At 70.2% G+C, this 14462-nt stretch carries 14 protein-coding genes and 1 rRNA gene; 5 read left to right on the top strand and 10 right to left on the bottom strand.

Translation table 11 applies throughout. The annotated features are described in order from the left end of the window. Window positions 1–47: 47 nt before the first annotated feature. Both AC07EQ_RS07375 and AC07EQ_RS07370 read right to left on the bottom strand, forming a co-directional pair. A complete protein-coding gene (locus AC07EQ_RS07375) occupies window positions 48–992 on the bottom strand; it encodes an LLM class F420-dependent oxidoreductase (RefSeq protein WP_478387101.1) in 945 nt (314 codons plus the stop codon). A gap of 49 nt (window positions 993–1041) precedes the next feature. Then, window positions 1042–1638 carry a TetR/AcrR family transcriptional regulator gene (locus tag AC07EQ_RS07370; protein ID WP_478387099.1) on the bottom strand — a complete coding sequence of 199 codons (597 nt, stop codon included), beginning with the start codon at window positions 1636–1638 and terminating at the stop codon, window positions 1042–1044. A 118-nt stretch (window positions 1639–1756) separates the two neighbouring features. Between AC07EQ_RS07370 and AC07EQ_RS07365 the strand changes: the two genes are divergently transcribed. Then, window positions 1757–2248, top strand: a complete 492-nt coding sequence (locus AC07EQ_RS07365; RefSeq protein WP_478387097.1) for a hypothetical protein — start codon at window positions 1757–1759, stop codon at window positions 2246–2248. A gap of 161 nt (window positions 2249–2409) precedes the next feature. Here the strand turns inward: AC07EQ_RS07365 and AC07EQ_RS07360 are convergent, their stop codons facing one another. Continuing rightward, window positions 2410–3198 carry a helix-turn-helix transcriptional regulator gene (locus AC07EQ_RS07360; protein WP_478387095.1) on the bottom strand — a complete coding sequence of 263 codons (789 nt, stop codon included), beginning with the start codon at window positions 3196–3198 and terminating at the stop codon, window positions 2410–2412. Between the two features lie 106 nt (window positions 3199–3304). Here AC07EQ_RS07360 and AC07EQ_RS07355 point away from each other — a divergent pair, with 106 nt between their 5' ends. Further along, complete coding sequence (locus AC07EQ_RS07355) at window positions 3305–3727, top strand: VOC family protein (RefSeq protein WP_478387093.1); 423 nt, start codon at window positions 3305–3307, stop codon at window positions 3725–3727. Here AC07EQ_RS07355 and AC07EQ_RS07350 read toward each other — a convergent pair. Further along, on the bottom strand, window positions 3720–4553 hold the full coding sequence (locus tag AC07EQ_RS07350) for a hypothetical protein (RefSeq protein ID WP_478387091.1): 834 nt from the start codon (window positions 4551–4553) through the stop codon (window positions 3720–3722). The two genes, AC07EQ_RS07355 and AC07EQ_RS07350, sit on opposite strands and share 8 nt — an antisense overlap. A gap of 102 nt (window positions 4554–4655) precedes the next feature. On the opposite strand from AC07EQ_RS07350, the gene lipA reads away from it, so the two are divergent. After that, window positions 4656–5657 carry a lipoyl synthase gene (gene lipA, locus AC07EQ_RS07345; RefSeq protein WP_478387089.1) on the top strand — a complete coding sequence of 334 codons (1002 nt, stop codon included), beginning with the start codon at window positions 4656–4658 and terminating at the stop codon, window positions 5655–5657. 156 nt (window positions 5658–5813) lie between these two features. Then, on the top strand, window positions 5814–6542 hold the full coding sequence (locus AC07EQ_RS07340; protein ID WP_478387088.1) for a DUF4191 domain-containing protein: 729 nt from the start codon (window positions 5814–5816) through the stop codon (window positions 6540–6542). A 70-nt stretch (window positions 6543–6612) separates the two neighbouring features. Here AC07EQ_RS07340 and AC07EQ_RS07335 read toward each other — a convergent pair whose 3' ends face one another. After that, window positions 6613–7080: an RDD family protein gene (locus tag AC07EQ_RS07335; RefSeq protein WP_478387087.1), complete on the bottom strand. Its 468-nt coding sequence runs from the start codon at window positions 7078–7080 to the stop codon at window positions 6613–6615. A gap of 221 nt (window positions 7081–7301) precedes the next feature. On the opposite strand from AC07EQ_RS07335, the gene glnA reads away from it, so the two are divergent. Further along, complete coding sequence (gene glnA, locus AC07EQ_RS07330) at window positions 7302–8726, top strand: type I glutamate--ammonia ligase (RefSeq protein ID WP_478387086.1); 1425 nt, start codon at window positions 7302–7304, stop codon at window positions 8724–8726. A 63-nt stretch (window positions 8727–8789) separates the two neighbouring features. Here glnA and AC07EQ_RS07325 read toward each other — a convergent pair whose 3' ends face one another. The 5 genes from AC07EQ_RS07325 to rrf form a co-directional block, all read right to left on the bottom strand. Beyond that, the gene (locus AC07EQ_RS07325; RefSeq protein WP_478387084.1) at window positions 8790–9650 is read right to left on the bottom strand and encodes an SMP-30/gluconolactonase/LRE family protein; all 861 of its coding nucleotides are present in this window, start codon (window positions 9648–9650) and stop codon (window positions 8790–8792) included. Window positions 9651–9866: 216 nt separating this feature from the next. Continuing rightward, complete coding sequence (locus AC07EQ_RS07320) at window positions 9867–10373, bottom strand: N-acetyltransferase family protein (protein WP_478387083.1); 507 nt, start codon at window positions 10371–10373, stop codon at window positions 9867–9869. Window positions 10374–10396: 23 nt separating this feature from the next. Further along, on the bottom strand, window positions 10397–13438 hold the full coding sequence (locus AC07EQ_RS07315; protein ID WP_478387082.1) for a bifunctional [glutamine synthetase] adenylyltransferase/[glutamine synthetase]-adenylyl-L-tyrosine phosphorylase: 3042 nt from the start codon (window positions 13436–13438) through the stop codon (window positions 10397–10399). A gap of 52 nt (window positions 13439–13490) precedes the next feature. Next, on the bottom strand, window positions 13491–14243 hold the full coding sequence (locus AC07EQ_RS07310) for a type 1 glutamine amidotransferase (RefSeq protein WP_478387081.1): 753 nt from the start codon (window positions 14241–14243) through the stop codon (window positions 13491–13493). Window positions 14244–14375: 132 nt separating this feature from the next. Further along, window positions 14376–14462: ribosomal RNA gene (gene rrf, locus AC07EQ_RS07305) — 5S ribosomal RNA — on the bottom strand; the annotation flags it as partial.

Raw genomic sequence — 14462 nt, 5'->3', positions numbered from 1 at the left:
GCGCCAGGAGGCGCGGGACACCACCGAAGGCGTCCCGCGCCGTGAGGTCAGAGCCGGGTGGCGACCTCGGCGGCGACCACGTCGAGGTGGTCCAGGTCGGCGAGATCGAGGACCTGGAGGTAGAGGCGGGTGATGCCGGTGCGCTCCCGCCAGGCGCCGATCTTGTCGACGACCTCGTCGGGCGTCCCGGCCAGGCCGTTGAGGCGCAGCTCCTCGGCCTCCCGGCCGATGGCGTCGGCCCGGCGCGAGACCTCCGCGTCGTTCTTGCCGACGCACAGCACCAGCGCCGCGGACCGCACGATCTCCTCCTGCGCCCTGCCGATCGCGGCGCACGCCGCCGCCACCCGCTCGAACTGCTCCGCCGCCGCGTCCAGGCCGACGAACGGCAGGTTGAACTCGTCGGCGAACCGGGCGGCCAGCTCCGGCGTCCGCTTCTTGCCCTGCCCGCCGATCAGCAGCGGCGGCCGCGGCTGCTGCACCGGCTTGGGCAGCCCCGGCGACTCCTCGATCCGGTAGTACCGGCCGTCGTAGTTGAAGTGCTCGCCCGCCGGGGTGCCCCACAGCCCGGTGATGATCTCCAACTGCTCGGCGTAGCGGTCGAACCGCTCCTTCAGCGGCGGGAACGGGATGCCGTAGGCGGTGTGCTCCTCCTCGTACCAGCCGGTGCCGAGGCCGAACTCGATGCGCCCGCCGGACATCTGGTCGACCTGCGCGACCGAGATCGCCAACGGCCCGGGCAGCCGGAAGGTGCCGGCCGTCATCAGCGTGCCGAGCCGCACCCGGCTGGTCTCGCGGGCCAACCCGGCCAGCGTCACCCAGGCGTCGGTCGGGCCGGGCTCGCCGGACACCGCCCCCATCTTGAGGTAGTGGTCGGAGCGGAAGAACGCGTCGTAGCCGGTGGCTTCCGCGTGCTTGGCCACGCGCAGCAAGTCGTCGTAGGTCGCGCCCTGCTGGGGCTCGGTGAAGATCCGCAACTTGAAGTGTTCGCTCACGATCCCCGAGGCTAGTAGCGGGGTTCCGCCCGCGCCGACCGCCGCCCGATCACGTGTTCCGCAGCCCGTCGAGGACCCGCTCGACGCACTCGCCGATGTCGGCGCGGGCCTGCTTGGGCGACTTCGAGCCGGCGATCGCGGTGGCGCCCGCCGACAGCGAGCCGAACACCACGCGGGCCAGGGCCTCGACCGGCAGCGGGACGATCTCCCCCGACTCGACCAGCGTCCCGACCACGCCCCGGACGACGCCGAAGGTGTAGGCCTCCTCGGCCGCCCGCCACCGCTCCCAGCCCATCACCGCGGGCCCGTCCTGCACGACGATGCGCTGGTAGGACGGCTCCAGGCAGACCTCCAGGAAGGCCCGCAGCCCGGACCGGGTGGCCTCCCAGGGGCTGCCGGTGGAGATGACCTCGGCGAGGCGGGCCACCACGCTCGTCTCCACCGCGTCGAAGGCCGCCTCGAACAGCGCCTGCTTCCCGCCGAAGTGGTGGTAGAGCGCGCCCTTGGTGACCCGGGCGCGTTTGGCGATCTCGTCCAGCGAGGTACCCGCGTAGCCGTGCTCGGTGAACAGCTCGATGGCGGAGTCCACCAGCGCCTGCCTGGTGCTTTCCGAGTACTCCACGCGTCGTGGTCGAGCTGTCGCCATGCTCACGACCCTATGACATACCGGCGGTATGGACTCGTGGTACCGTCGGTACACCAACATACTCTCGGTATGCCGCACACCTGGGGTATCACCCCGGGCCCGATCCCGGAGAGCGAAGATGAGTTGGAACGACTTCCGCCGGCGGCAACAGGCGATCCAGACGGTGCTCGACGACGCGAGCCGAAACCCGTCCGAGGCCCTCACCCAGGTGCCCGCGCCCTTCCTCGACGCCACCGATGCGCTGCGCGCCCTGCAGTACAAGTGGACCCAGCAGCTGACCGGCCGCATCGGCGTCGCGCTGTCCGAAACCGATGACGCCCCGCACGCCGACCGGGTCCAGGCCGTCACCGCCGCGTGGCGGCGCACCGCAGAGGCCAACCCGGTGCTCCGCGACCTGCTGGACCGGCACGAACCGGATCCGGTGCTGCGCGACGACATGGCCCGCGAGCACCGGCTGCTCGCCATCGCCGCCGGGCTCGCCGAGCACACCGAACCGGCCGATGACGTGGCCCGCGTCGGCCGCGCGTTCCTGCAGCTGGTGCGCATCACCCCGGAGCCGTCCCCGCAGTGCATCGGCGGCCGGCTCAGGAAGCTGATCCCCAGCTTCTGACCGCCCGGGGCGAACGCTCCGCCTGATCACGAAGCAGCGCTGCGGAGGCGATGCTGCGGAGATGCGGTAGCCGGTCGCGAGGCGCCGTTTTCGCGCGAAAACGGCGCACAGACCGCGTTCCCGGACAGCCTCCACGGCCACCGAAGCAGGCTCCCCAGCGATCAGGCGCGGAGCCGCATCCACTGGCGGGTCTCCGCATCCGCCGGAGCCTGCACCAGCAGCAGCGCGGAGCCGTCCGGCTGCAGCAGCGAGCACTCGAAGCGCAGCCGCCGGTCGTCGACCGCCACCGTGACCGGCCAGCCGCCGAACTCGCGGACCGCCCGGCAACTCCACCAGTGCGCGAGGTCCGGGCGCAGCTCCTGCAACCGGTCCACGACGTCGTCGCCCGGGAACCGGTCGGCGCGCGCCCGGAAACGGAGGAAGAGCTCGTAGAGGAACCGCTCCTCCGGCACCAGCAGGTCCTGCAGCCGCTTGCTCCCGGCGAAGGCCAGCAGCAGGTTCGGGCGGCCGGACAACTCCGGTTCCGGCCACACCGCCGCGTACGCGTCGTTGCCCGCCAGGACGTCGAACCGGTGGTTCAGCACGAGCGCCGGCGTCAGCGGCCAGCTGTCCAGCATCGGCCGCAGCCGCTCGACAACCCCGCCGTCGTCGGCGTCGTCGGACACGAAACCGCCCAGCGCCAACAGGTGCCGCCGCTCGTCGCGCCCCATCCGCAGGGTGCCGGCGAGGGCCTGCAGCACCTCGCGCGAAGTCCGCACCCTCCCCTGTTCCAGCCACGTGTACCAGGCCAGGCCGACCCCGGAGGCCGCCGCGACCTCCTCGCGACGCAGCCCCGGCGTCCGCCGCCGCCCGGTCGCGGGCAGCCCGAAATCAGCCGGATCGAGCCGCTCCCGGCTCGCGCGCAGGAACGCGCCGAGCTCCCGGCGCCGGGGGTCCGCTGCGGTGCTCACGTCGCCAGCCTATGACCTGGGATCACCGCATGAACCGGCTCCTGGATGGGATCCCGGCAGCCGGACAGGCTGGGGCGCACCCACCCGGAACCGAAAGGAACAGCCCGTGCCCCAACAACTTCGGCGCCGCGACCCCGACTCCTCGAACCTGCCGGCGCCCCGGACGTTCGTGCGGGTGTTCGTCGCCGCGGAACAGCTCGAACCGACCACCGCCTGGTACGAGCGGCTGCTCGGCGTCGAACGCGACATGGTCATGCCGTACCCGGAGAAGGACCTCGCACTGACCGCTGTCGGCGGCTTCCTGATCATCGCGGGCACCGACGAGTCGCTGGCCCCCTTCCGCCGGACCGTCGGCACCCTGCTGGTCCCCGACATCGCCCCGTACGAGAAGCGGTTCCGGGAAGACGGGCTCGAATTCGTCCAGCGGCGGTTCCGCGCCCCGGTCGGCGAGGGCTTCACGGTCCGCCACCCGGACGGCACGGTGATCGAGTACGTCCACCACCGGCCCGCCGCCCACGAGCTCAGCTGACCGGCTGCGGCACCCGTCGCACCAGGCTGGGCAGCGGCAACCGGACCGCGTGCCCGGCGGTCAGCGCCCGCCGGGCACGCACCGACGCGATCATGCCCCGCACCTGGGCCTGCGGCTCGACCGAGCCCTTCCGCACGAGCTCCACCGGCCACGGCAGCACGTGGCAGAGCTTGAGCAGGAACACCACCGGCAGCACCGCGATCTCCGCGAGCAGCTCCAGCGTCGCGCCGGTGAACAGCACCGCGAACCAGAGCACGAACGGGATGGCGATGATCGCCGAGATCGGGTCGTCGCCGAGACCGCTGGGCAGGCTGTCCATCGCGTCCTCGAACGAAAGCCTGCGACGCCACAGGAACCAGCGGCGACGCCCGTAGGGGCTGAGCTGGTGGGAAACCAGCCGCCACCGCCGCGCGCTGATCTCCACCGGCTGGAGCTCGGCCTCCTCGGCCGCCAGCAGGGCACGCGCGTCGTCCAACCCCGGATTGGTGCCCAGATGCTCGCGCAGGGCCCGGCGCAGCCGGCGAGCCGCGGCCAGGCTGCCCACCCGGATCACCCCCGCGCGGCAACCCCGGCTGCTGACCTCCAGCCGCCATCCCGTCCCGGCGGCCCGCACGATCAGCGCGAACGGCAGCAGCACCAGGACGAGCAGCAGCTCCAGCCAGCAGCCCAGCAGCACGGGCACGAGCAGCAGGAGCCAGGCCAGCCGGAGCGCCACCGAGATCGGTCCTTCGCTCAGCCGCGGCCAGCGATCCCCGGCGAAGTGCAGCCGCACGACGCGGGACCACGGCGCCCATCTGAGGCGAACTGCCCAAGAGGTTGTCGACACGACTGTGCAGTATGACGCGCGGGATCACGCGAACCCGTAGCGCCTGGTAGTGACCCCTCCCACCTTCTCGAACCGGTTGTGTCGGGGGCGTAGCCTGTCGTCGTGACTGTCGCGCCGGAGGGCCGGAAGCTGCTGCGGCTGGAAGCCCGCAACAGCCAGACGCCTATCGAGAAGAAGCCGTCGTGGATCAAGACCCGCGCACGGATGGGCCCCGAGTACCAGGAGCTGAAGGGCCTCGTCCGCCGCGAGGGCCTGCACACCGTCTGCGAGGAAGCGGGGTGCCCCAACATCTTCGAGTGTTGGGAGGACCGCGAGGCGACGTTCCTCATCGGCGGGGACCAGTGCACCCGCCGATGCGACTTCTGCCAGATCGACACCGGTAAGCCGGCCGAGCTGGACGTCGAGGAGCCGCGCCGGGTGGCGGAGTCGGTGCAGGCGATGGGCCTGCGCTACTCGACGGTCACCGGTGTCGCCCGCGACGACCTGCCCGACGGCGGCGCGTGGCTGTACGCCGAGACGGTCCGGCAGATCCACGCGATGAACCCGGGCACCGGCGTCGAGCTGCTGATCCCGGACTTCAACGCCGACCCGGACCAGCTGGCCGAGGTGTTCGGTTCACGCCCGGAGGTGCTCGCGCACAACCTGGAGACCGTGCCGAGCGTGTTCCGGCGGATCCGGCCGGGCTTCCGCTACGAGCGGTCGCTGAAGGTGATCACCATGGCCCGCGACGCCGGCCTGGTGACCAAGTCGAACCTGATCCTCGGCATGGGCGAGACGCCCGACGAGGTGCGCCCGGCGCTGCAGGACCTGCACGACGCGGGTTGCGACATCATCACCATCACCCAGTACCTGCGCCCCAGCCCGCGGCACCACCCGGTGGACCGCTGGGCCAAGCCGGAGGAGTTCGTCGAGCACACCAAGGCCGCCGAGGAGATCGGCTTCCCCGGTGTCATGGCGGGCCCGCTGGTGCGATCCAGCTACCGCGCCGGCCGCCTGTACGCCAAGGCCACGGTGCACCGCGGCATGCCGCTGCCGGAGAACCTGTCCCACCTGGCCAAGGCCGGCACCGCGGCCCAGGAGGCCACCAGCCTCCTCAACCGCTGACGCTTTCCGCGTGAAGGGCACCGCCGGGCGGCCACGCCGCTCCGCGGTGCCTTTCGCCGTTCATCCGACCGTGTTTTCAGGTCGGAGTTCACGGGTCGGTCACGCATCTCGGACCGCACCTGCACCCGGCGCGGACCGGGCCGTATCCTGAAAACCATGGCCAAGCAGGACAAGGCCGCCAAGAAAGCGGCGGCCAAAGCAAGGCGCCAGGCAACACGGGGCCGGATCAAGCAGATCTTCGAGGCGTTCAAGATGCAACGCCGGGAGGACAAGCTCCTCCTCCCGCTGATGCTCGGGGCGTTCCTCGGCGTGACCGCCGTGGTGTTCCTGCTGGGCATGATCTGGAGCCTGCACTGGGTGTTCCTCCCGGTCGGCCTGGCCTTCGGGCTGCTGGCCGCGGTGATCATCTTCGGTCGGCGCGTGCAGTCGACCGTCTACCGCAAGGCGGACGGCCAGCCCGGCGCCGCCGGATGGGCCCTGGACAACCTGCGCGGCCGCTGGGTGCTGACCCAGGCCGTGTCGGGCACCGCCCAGCTCGACGCCGTGCACCGGCTCATCGGCCGCCCGGGGATCGTGCTGGTCGGCGAGGGCTCGCCGCACCGGGTCAAGTCGCTGATGTCGCAGGAGAAGAAGCGGATCTCCCGGCTCGTCGGCGAAACCCCGATCTACGAGATCACCGTCGGCCACGAGAAGGACCAGGTGCCGCTGAGCAAGCTGCAGCAGCGCATCACGAAGCTGCCGCGCAACATCGGCCCCGCCCAGATCGACGCGATCGAGAACCGGCTGGCGGCGCTCGCCAGCCGGGGCAACGCGCTGCCCAAGGGTCCCATGCCGCAGGGCGCCAAGATGCGGAACGTGTCGCGCGCCGTTCGCCGCGCGAAGTAGGAAGCGACGAGAACGACGAAGCGGGCCCGGGTCGGAGAACCCGGGCCCGCTTCTTTCGCATCGCGATCCTTCAGCGGCGGAGGACGATGGTGCCGGTGAGCCGGTCGTGCCAGGAGCGGCCGTCGAAGTTCCACACCACGGCCGGGATGATCAGCGCCGTCAGGACGCAGCGCACCGCGGCCCGCCACGGCCCCACCATGACCGCGCCGTCGACCCGCGCGACCCAGATCCGCATCGCCGCCATGCCCGGCGTGGCCCCGAAGAAGGTCACCGGGACCACGGTGATGACCACCCAGGCCACCAGGCTCCAGTTCTGGGGGTAGTCCGGCGCGGTGAACAACGCGGCGACCAGCGCGGCCAGCACGATGTCGATGAGGAACGCCGCCATCCGCCGGCCCACCGGCGCCGCCGCGCCGGGCCCGCTCTCGGGCAGCCCCAGCTGCTGGCCCCGCCACTCGGGCCGGGTCTCGTTCGCCTGCTCGCGCGCCTGTTTGAATGCGTTCTTCGGGCCGTCCAGCCACGATCCGGCTTTTCGCACGTCACCCAGGGTACGTGCCGCCCGCGCTGGCGCTGTCGGAGCATCACGTTCGGCCACTGCGCGCAACCCCTACCACCCGAACAGGCGGCAGTTAACGCCCGCGAAACATTCGGGTGACGACGGGGCAACACCCCTGACATAACGTTGGCTACGAGCCGGCGGCGGAACCCCATGGCATGGCGGTCGGTGAGCTGTACGAGTGCGGTTAGGAGCCACCGAGGTTGTTCAAGAATCCTGACGAGGTCCTGCGCTTCATCGCCGATGAGGACGTGAAGTTCGTCGATGTCCGGTTCTGCGACCTGCCGGGCGTGATGCAGCACTTCACGGTGCCCGCGACCGCGTTCGACCAGGACGCTTTCACCGAGGGGCTGGCCTTCGACGGCTCGTCGGTGCGCGGCTTCCAGTCGATCCACGAGTCCGACATGCTGCTGCTGCCGGACCCGTACACCGCTCGCATCGACCCGTTCCGCGCCGAGAAGACGCTGATCCTCAACTTCTTCGTGCACGACCCGTTCACGCTGGAGCCCTACAGCCGCGACCCGCGCAACATCGCGCGCAAGGCGGAGCAGTACCTGAACGAGTCCGGCATCGCCGACACCGCGTTCTTCGGCGCCGAGGCCGAGTTCTACATCTTCGACTCGGTCAAGTTCGGCGAGGCCGCCAACAAGACCTTCGCCGAGGTCGACTCGGTCGAGGGCTGGTGGAACACCGGCCGCGACGAGGAAGGCGGCAACCGGGGCTACAAGACCCGGATGAAGGGCGGCTACTTCCCGGTCTCCCCGTACGACCACTTCGCGGACCTGCGCGACCAGATGGTCAAGCAGCTGATCGGCTCGGGCTTCACCATCGAGCGGGCGCACCACGAGGTCGGCACCGGCGGCCAGGCCGAGATCAACTACAGGTTCAACACGCTGCTGCACGCGGCGGACGACTTGCAGCTGTTCAAGTACGTCATCAAGAACACCGCCTGGCAGCACGGCAAGACCGTGACGTTCATGCCCAAGCCGCTGTTCGGTGACAACGGTTCCGGCATGCACAGCCACATGTCGCTGTGGAAGGACGGCAGCCCGCTGTTCTACGACGAGTCCGGTTACGCCGGCCTGTCGGACATGGCGCGCCACTACATCGGCGGCATCCTGCACCACGCGCCGAGCCTGCTGGCCTTCACCAACCCGACGGTGAACTCCTACCACCGCCTGGTGCCGGGCTACGAGGCCCCGGTGAACCTGGTGTACTCGCAGCGCAACCGCTCCGCCTGCATGCGGATCCCGATCACCGGTGCGAACCCGAAGGCCAAGCGCGTCGAGTTCCGCTGCCCGGACCCGTCCGGCAACCCGTACCTGGCGTTCGCCGCGATGATGATGGCCGGTCTGGACGGCATCAAGAACAAGATCGAGCCGGCCGAGCCGATCGACAAGGACCTCTACGAGCTGCCGCCCGAAGAGGCCAAGAACGTGCCGACCGTGCCGGACAGCCTGTCGAAGGTCATCGACAACCTGGAAGCCGACCACGACTTCCTGCTCGAGGGTGGCGTGTTCACCCCCGACCTGATCGAGACCTGGATCAGCCTGAAGCGGGAAGACGAGATCGACCCGATCCGCCTCCGCCCGCACCCGCACGAGTTCTCGCTGTACTTCGACGTGTGATCGGCTGAGCGATGCATCAGCGGGGTGGGGACTTCGGTCCCCACCCCGCTTTCGCATTGCTGATCAGATGCCCTGCCACGGCGCCAACGGGGCGCCGACCGTGCCGGGCTTGAAGCGCAGCAGCGCACCGGCGCAGGGATCGGCGAGCAGCCCGGGCTCGTCGTAGCCGAAGCACGCCGACGTCACGTACATCTCCTCCAGCCGCGATCCACCGAAGGCCAGGCTGGTGATCCGCCGGGTCGGCGCCCACAGCACGGTTTCGAGGTCCCCGCTCGGGGCGTACCGGTGGATCCGCCCGGTCCAGTGCATCGCGACCCACACGCAGCCCTCGGCGTCCACCGCGACGCCCTCCGGGCTGCCCTCCGACTCCGCGCACGCCACCCACTGCCGACCGGACAACGCCCGGGCCCGCTCCACGTCGTAGTCGTAGACCCAGATCGCGCGAGTGTCGACCACGTACATCCGCGTGCCGTCCGGGCTCCAGGCCAGCCCACCGGCGCCGGTCACCCCCTCGACCAGCAGCCGCGCGCGGTCGCCGTCGAGGACGAACAGCGCGCTAGCGCGGACGTCGCGGGCGTGCGTCAGCGTGCCGGCCACGAACCGCCCCGCCGGATCGCACGCTCCGACGCTCATCCTGTCGCCGTTGCGCACCTGCACGACCGGCTCCAGCGCGGCGCGGCCCAGGTACACCCGCGCGAAACCGTTCCCCGCGGCGGCGATCAACTGCCCGTGCCGGGTCGCGCCCAGCGCGGTCACCGCGCCCGGCAGCACCCGCACCTCGTCGACACCGGAATCCCGGTGATAGGTGTGCAATTCGCGGCGCATCAGGTCCACCCAATACACGCAATTGAGCGCCGGCATCCACAGCGGGCTCGTCCCGCACAGCGCCTGCCGGTCGACGAGCAGCTCGAAGTCCTCGGACATCGACCTCTCCCATCCCGAAACACGCCCGCACTCGATCGCCGAGGCTACTGGTGAATTCGGCAATTCGGGACCGCCGACCGGGGTTTCCCGAAAATGGTCCAATGGGGACGCCGGAGCCTCGATGCACCATCCGGCCTATTCGACTACCGCAATTGCGCGCGAGGGAACAATTTCACCGGCCGCCTGCCCGAATGGTCCACGTTGCACGATCGCCGGTCACAGCCCGGAAACGTCCCGGACGAAACAAACCCGGTCGTGCCCCCGGCCGTCGTAATCCCGGTGCACGGGCACCCCGTCGGCCTCGGTCTCGCCGGGAACGAGCTCGAATCCCATGCGCCGGTGGAACGCGATCGACCCGGAGTTGGCCGGGGACGTGATGCAGTGGACGCGGCGACGCCCGGCCCGAGAAGCGGCATCGAAGAATGTGGCATATAGCGCGCGAGCGAGCCCGCTTCGACGCAGCGCCGGATCGACGCCGACGAAGTGGATGTAGGCGTCCTCGGCGCGGTCGGCGGACAGGAATCCGATCAGGAAACCGGTCATTAGGCCATCCCGATCGGCCACGAAGCTGGTGCCGGAGAAATGCTGCAGGAACAATCGCGGCACCAGCAGCGACAATTCCCTAGCGGCGGCGGGGCTGCGGGAATCCGTCCACCACGACTCGATCGCCGCCACGATCCGCTGGTGATCGTGCTCTTCCGCCTGGCGAAGCAGATCAGTCATGTTCGCCACCCTAGGCGTCGTGATCAGGAACCGTAAAAGACGCGTTCGACGACGGCGCGGGCATGCCGCGTGACCCGGAGGTAGTCGTCGACGACCTCACCGGTGTCCACTCCGGCCGGATAGCCCAACGCGGCGGCGACCGCGCTCAGCTCCCAGGTGTGCTTGGGAAGCTGGTCATCGGGCTTGCCGCGCACCAGCATCACGGCGTTGCGCACGCGCATCGCCAACGTCCACGCCTCGATGAGCTCGTCGGCATCACCGGCCTCCATGACACCGACGGCCGCCGCGGTGCGCAGCCCGGTCACGGTCGAAGTGGTTCGCAGCTCGGGAAACTCGTGCGCGTGCAGCAGCTGCAGCAGCTGCAGCGTCCACTCCACGTCGGCCAGGCCGCCGCGCCCGAGCTTGGTGTGCGTGGCCGGGTCGGCGCCTCGCGGCAGCCGCTCGGAATCCACCCGCGCCTTGATGCGCCGGATCTCCCTGACCTTGGCCTCGTCCAGCCCGCCCTGCGGATACCGGATCGGGTCGATCGCGTGGCAGAACCGCTCGCCCAGGTCTCGGTCGCCGGCGACGGCGCGCGCCCGGAGCAGGGCCTGCGCCTCCCATGCCTCGCCCCAACGCCGGTAGTACGCCAGGTAGGAATCCAGGGTCCGGACCAGCGCCCCCTGCCGTCCCTCCGGCCGCAGGTCGATGTCGACCTCCAGCGGCGGATCCTGGCTCGGCGCACCGAGCAGCCGCCGGACCTGCTCCACGACGGAAGTGGCGAACCGGACGGCCGAACGCTCATCGGCCTCGCCGACGGGCTCGCACACGAACATCACGTCGGCATCGGAGCCGTAACCCAGCTCGTTGCCGCCCAGGCGCCCCATCCCGATGACGGCGATCCGCGCCGGGATCCCGCCATCGGACCGGCTGGCCACGTCCCGCACGGCGACATCCAGCGCGGATTCCAGCACGGCGACCCAGATGTTCGACAGGGCCCCGAACACCGTGGTCGGTTCCATCAGGCCGAGCAGGTCGCCGCACGCGATGCGCAGCAGCTCGTGCCGCCGCAACGAACGAGCCGCGGACACCGCCCGCTGCGGCTCCGAGTACCGCGCCACCGCGCTGCGCAGCGAAACCGCTGCCTCCATCGGATCTCGTTCGGCGAGAGCCGAAGTGTCCGAGAGCAGCCGCAGCACCTCCGGTGCCCGCACCAGCAGTTCCGGCACCAGCTTCGAAGTGCCCAGCAGCTGGGCCAACCGCTCGGCGACCACGCCCTCGTCGCGCAGCAGCCGCAGGTACCAAGGGGTTTCGGCCAACGCCTCGGAAACCTTGCGGTAGGCCAGCAGACCGCCGTCGGGATCGGGCGTGTTCGCCAGCAGATCCAGCAGCATCGGCAGCAGGGTGCCCTGGATGCTGGCCCGCCGCGACATCCCGGACGTCAACGCCCCGATGTGCCGCAACGCGCCTTCCGGCGAGGTGTAGCCGAGCGCGGCCAGCCGCTCGACGGCCGCCGAGGTGGTCAACCGCAGCGCCGCGGTGGGCACCTTCGCGACCGCCTCCAGCAGCGGACGGTAGAAGAGCTTCTCGTGCAGTCGGCGAACCCTGTTGCCGTGCCGGCGGAACTCGCCCACCAGGGCCTGAGCCGCGGTGTTCCGGCCGCTGGAGCGCAAACCGACCGCGCGGGCCAGCACCGTCAGCGCATCGGCGTCGTCGAACGGCGGGAAGAGGTGGGTGCGCCGCAATTGCCGCAGCTGCAACCGGTGTTCCACGGTGCGCAAGAACCGGTAGGAGTCCACGAGGTCGGCCGCGTCCGCGCGGGCCACGTAGCCGCCGTCGCCCAACGCCAGCAAAGCGTCCAATGTGGATTTCGAACGGAGCGAGCCGTCGCTGCGGCCGTGCACCATCTGCAACAGCTGCACGGCGAACTCCACGTCCCGCAGACCGCCGCGGCCGAGTTTCAGCTCACGCTCCACCAACTCCGAGGGGACGTGCTCCTCGACCCGCCGCCGCATGGACCGCACGTCCACGACGAATCCCTCGCGCTCCGCGGCGGTCCACACCAACGGCTGCACGGCCTCCAGGTAGCGGTCGCCGAGCTCTTCGTCGCCGGCCACCGGCCGCGCCTTCAACAACGCCTGGAACTCCCAGGTACGAGCCCACCTGCGGTAGTAGCTGAGGTGCCCGTCGAGCGTCCGCACCAGCGCGCCGGCCTTGCCCTCCGGCCGCAACGCGGCATCGACCTCGAAGAAGGCCGGGCCCGCGACGCGCATCATGAGGCTGGCCAACCGGGTCGCCGCCGGGATCTCCGATTCGCTGTGCGCGACGAACACGACGTCGACGTCGCTGACGTAGTTCAACTCCCGGCCGCCGCACTTGCCCATCGCGATCACCGCGAGCCGAGGCACCTCGTCCACGCCGGACCGCTGCAATTCGGCGACGGCGACCGACAGGGCCGCGCGAAGCGCAGCCACCGCGACGTCGGAGAGGTTCGCCGCGACGCTCTCGTACGGCAACGTGGGCAGCGAAGGCTCCGCGACGCTAGCCATGTCATTGCCGGCAACATCCAGCAGCAAGCCGCGATAGGTACTCCGCAAAGCACTGACCGCCTCCGGTCCGTGCAAACTCGCAACCGGGCCGCGCGCTGTTCCCGGCACCCCGTCTCCGTCCGCCCCCACTGACGCCAGCAGCACCGCGGTACGTTCCTGGAGGGTGCTCGGCTGAACGGTGTCGGAGCGCAAACGGCGCCAATCACCGGGATTCGCCACGAGATGATCGGCGAACGCCGTGGAATCGCCGAGCACACCGAACAAGCGCCCGCGCAGCCCGATGTCGTCCCCGAGCGACCGCGACAACTCCGCCCAGCCCGAGCCGACGGCTTCCCGAATCCGGTCGAGCGACAGCAGCGCGAGATCCGGGTCCGGCGTGCGGGACAACGCGGCGACGATCGGCTCGGATTCCCCCGGGCCGGTGTCCGACCACCAGCCAACTCGCCTCAACTGGTCCCCGGCCCGCGACGCGTCGCTGAATCCGTAACGCGCGGTGGACGGCACCGAACCCGATCGGGACGAGTTGCTGTTCGCCATGTTCGAACCGTAGTCCGCATCGAATCCCGTTGGAGACCCCACCTGACGACAATCATGCCAACGGCAGGAACCTGCTGGTGGTCCGCTCCTCCGGCGGCGTGGCGACCAGCCGGACGAAGCGCTCGGCGACCGGCTGCCAGGTTTCGGCGAGGTCGGCGTGGAACTGCCGCAGATGCTCGACCTCCAGCTGCCCCGGCCGCACCGTCTCCGCGACCTCGGGCGACAGCCTGGCCCACTCCAACACCATGTCCGGCGTCGTCTCGATGTGGAACTGCAACCCGTAAGCGCAGTCCCCGACCCGGAACGCTTGGTTGTCGCACTTCGGGGAAGAAGCGAGCAGTTGCGCCGACGGCGGCAGGGAAGAGATCTCGTCGGTGTGGAACTGCAGCACATCAGGGGTCAACGGAACCGGGCCGAGCAGCGGATCCTCCGCCGCGGCATCCCGCTTCGCCACCAACAAGGTCCCGGCCTCCGGCCCCTTGCGAGCTGGACGCACCTGGCCGCCGGTAGCGACCGCGAGCAGCTGAGCACCGAGGCATACCGCCAACACCGGCACCCGCTCACCAACGGCCTTGCTCAGCAGGGCGCGAAGCCCGGCCAGCCAAGGGTGTTCCGCGTCGTCGTACACGCCCATCTCGCCGCCGAGCACGACCACGCCCTGGTGATCGTCGAAGCCGGCCGGGAGCTCCTGCTCCGCCGGAAGCACGACGTCGAGTTCCGCGCCGGCGGCGAGCAGCCACTCGCCGAGCTCGCCCGGCGGATCCAACTTCGACGGTTGGACAACGAGAATCCGCACACCACCCATGCCCGTGAGCGTACGTGCCGACACCACGGCCGCCTACGGCCTTTCGGGCTCGGTTCGCACTTCACGACAAATGGAGAAAGGGTCCCTTCTCTTCCGGGTAACCGGAAGAGAAGGGACCCTTCTCAAATAATGTGTCGGCGGTGTCTTACTCTCCCACACCCTGTCGAGTGCAGTACCATCAGCGCTGGGGAGCTTAGCTACCGGGTTCGGAATGGGACC

The sequence above is a fragment of the Saccharopolyspora sp. NPDC045839 genome, assembly GCF_056431645.1.
Note: the sequence above shows the minus strand (reverse complement) of the source record. Positions and strands in the feature narration are given on the sequence as shown.

Excerpts from the sequence above, each read along its gene's own strand:
- AC07EQ_RS07370 (WP_478387099.1), bottom strand. The coding sequence starts at position 1,638 with ATGGCGACAGCTCGACCACGACGCGTGGAGTACTCGGAAAGCACCAGG.
- AC07EQ_RS07365 (WP_478387097.1), top strand. The coding sequence starts at position 1,757 with ATGAGTTGGAACGACTTCCGCCGGCGGCAACAGGCGATCCAGACGGTG.
- AC07EQ_RS07340 (WP_478387088.1), top strand. The coding sequence starts at position 5,814 with ATGGCCAAGCAGGACAAGGCCGCCAAGAAAGCGGCGGCCAAAGCAAGG.
- AC07EQ_RS07325 (WP_478387084.1), bottom strand. The coding sequence starts at position 9,650 with ATGTCCGAGGACTTCGAGCTGCTCGTCGACCGGCAGGCGCTGTGCGGG.
- AC07EQ_RS07320 (WP_478387083.1), bottom strand. The coding sequence starts at position 10,373 with ATGACTGATCTGCTTCGCCAGGCGGAAGAGCACGATCACCAGCGGATC.
- AC07EQ_RS07315 (WP_478387082.1), bottom strand. The coding sequence starts at position 13,438 with ATGGCGAACAGCAACTCGTCCCGATCGGGTTCGGTGCCGTCCACCGCG.
- AC07EQ_RS07310 (WP_478387081.1), bottom strand. The coding sequence starts at position 14,243 with ATGGGTGGTGTGCGGATTCTCGTTGTCCAACCGTCGAAGTTGGATCCG.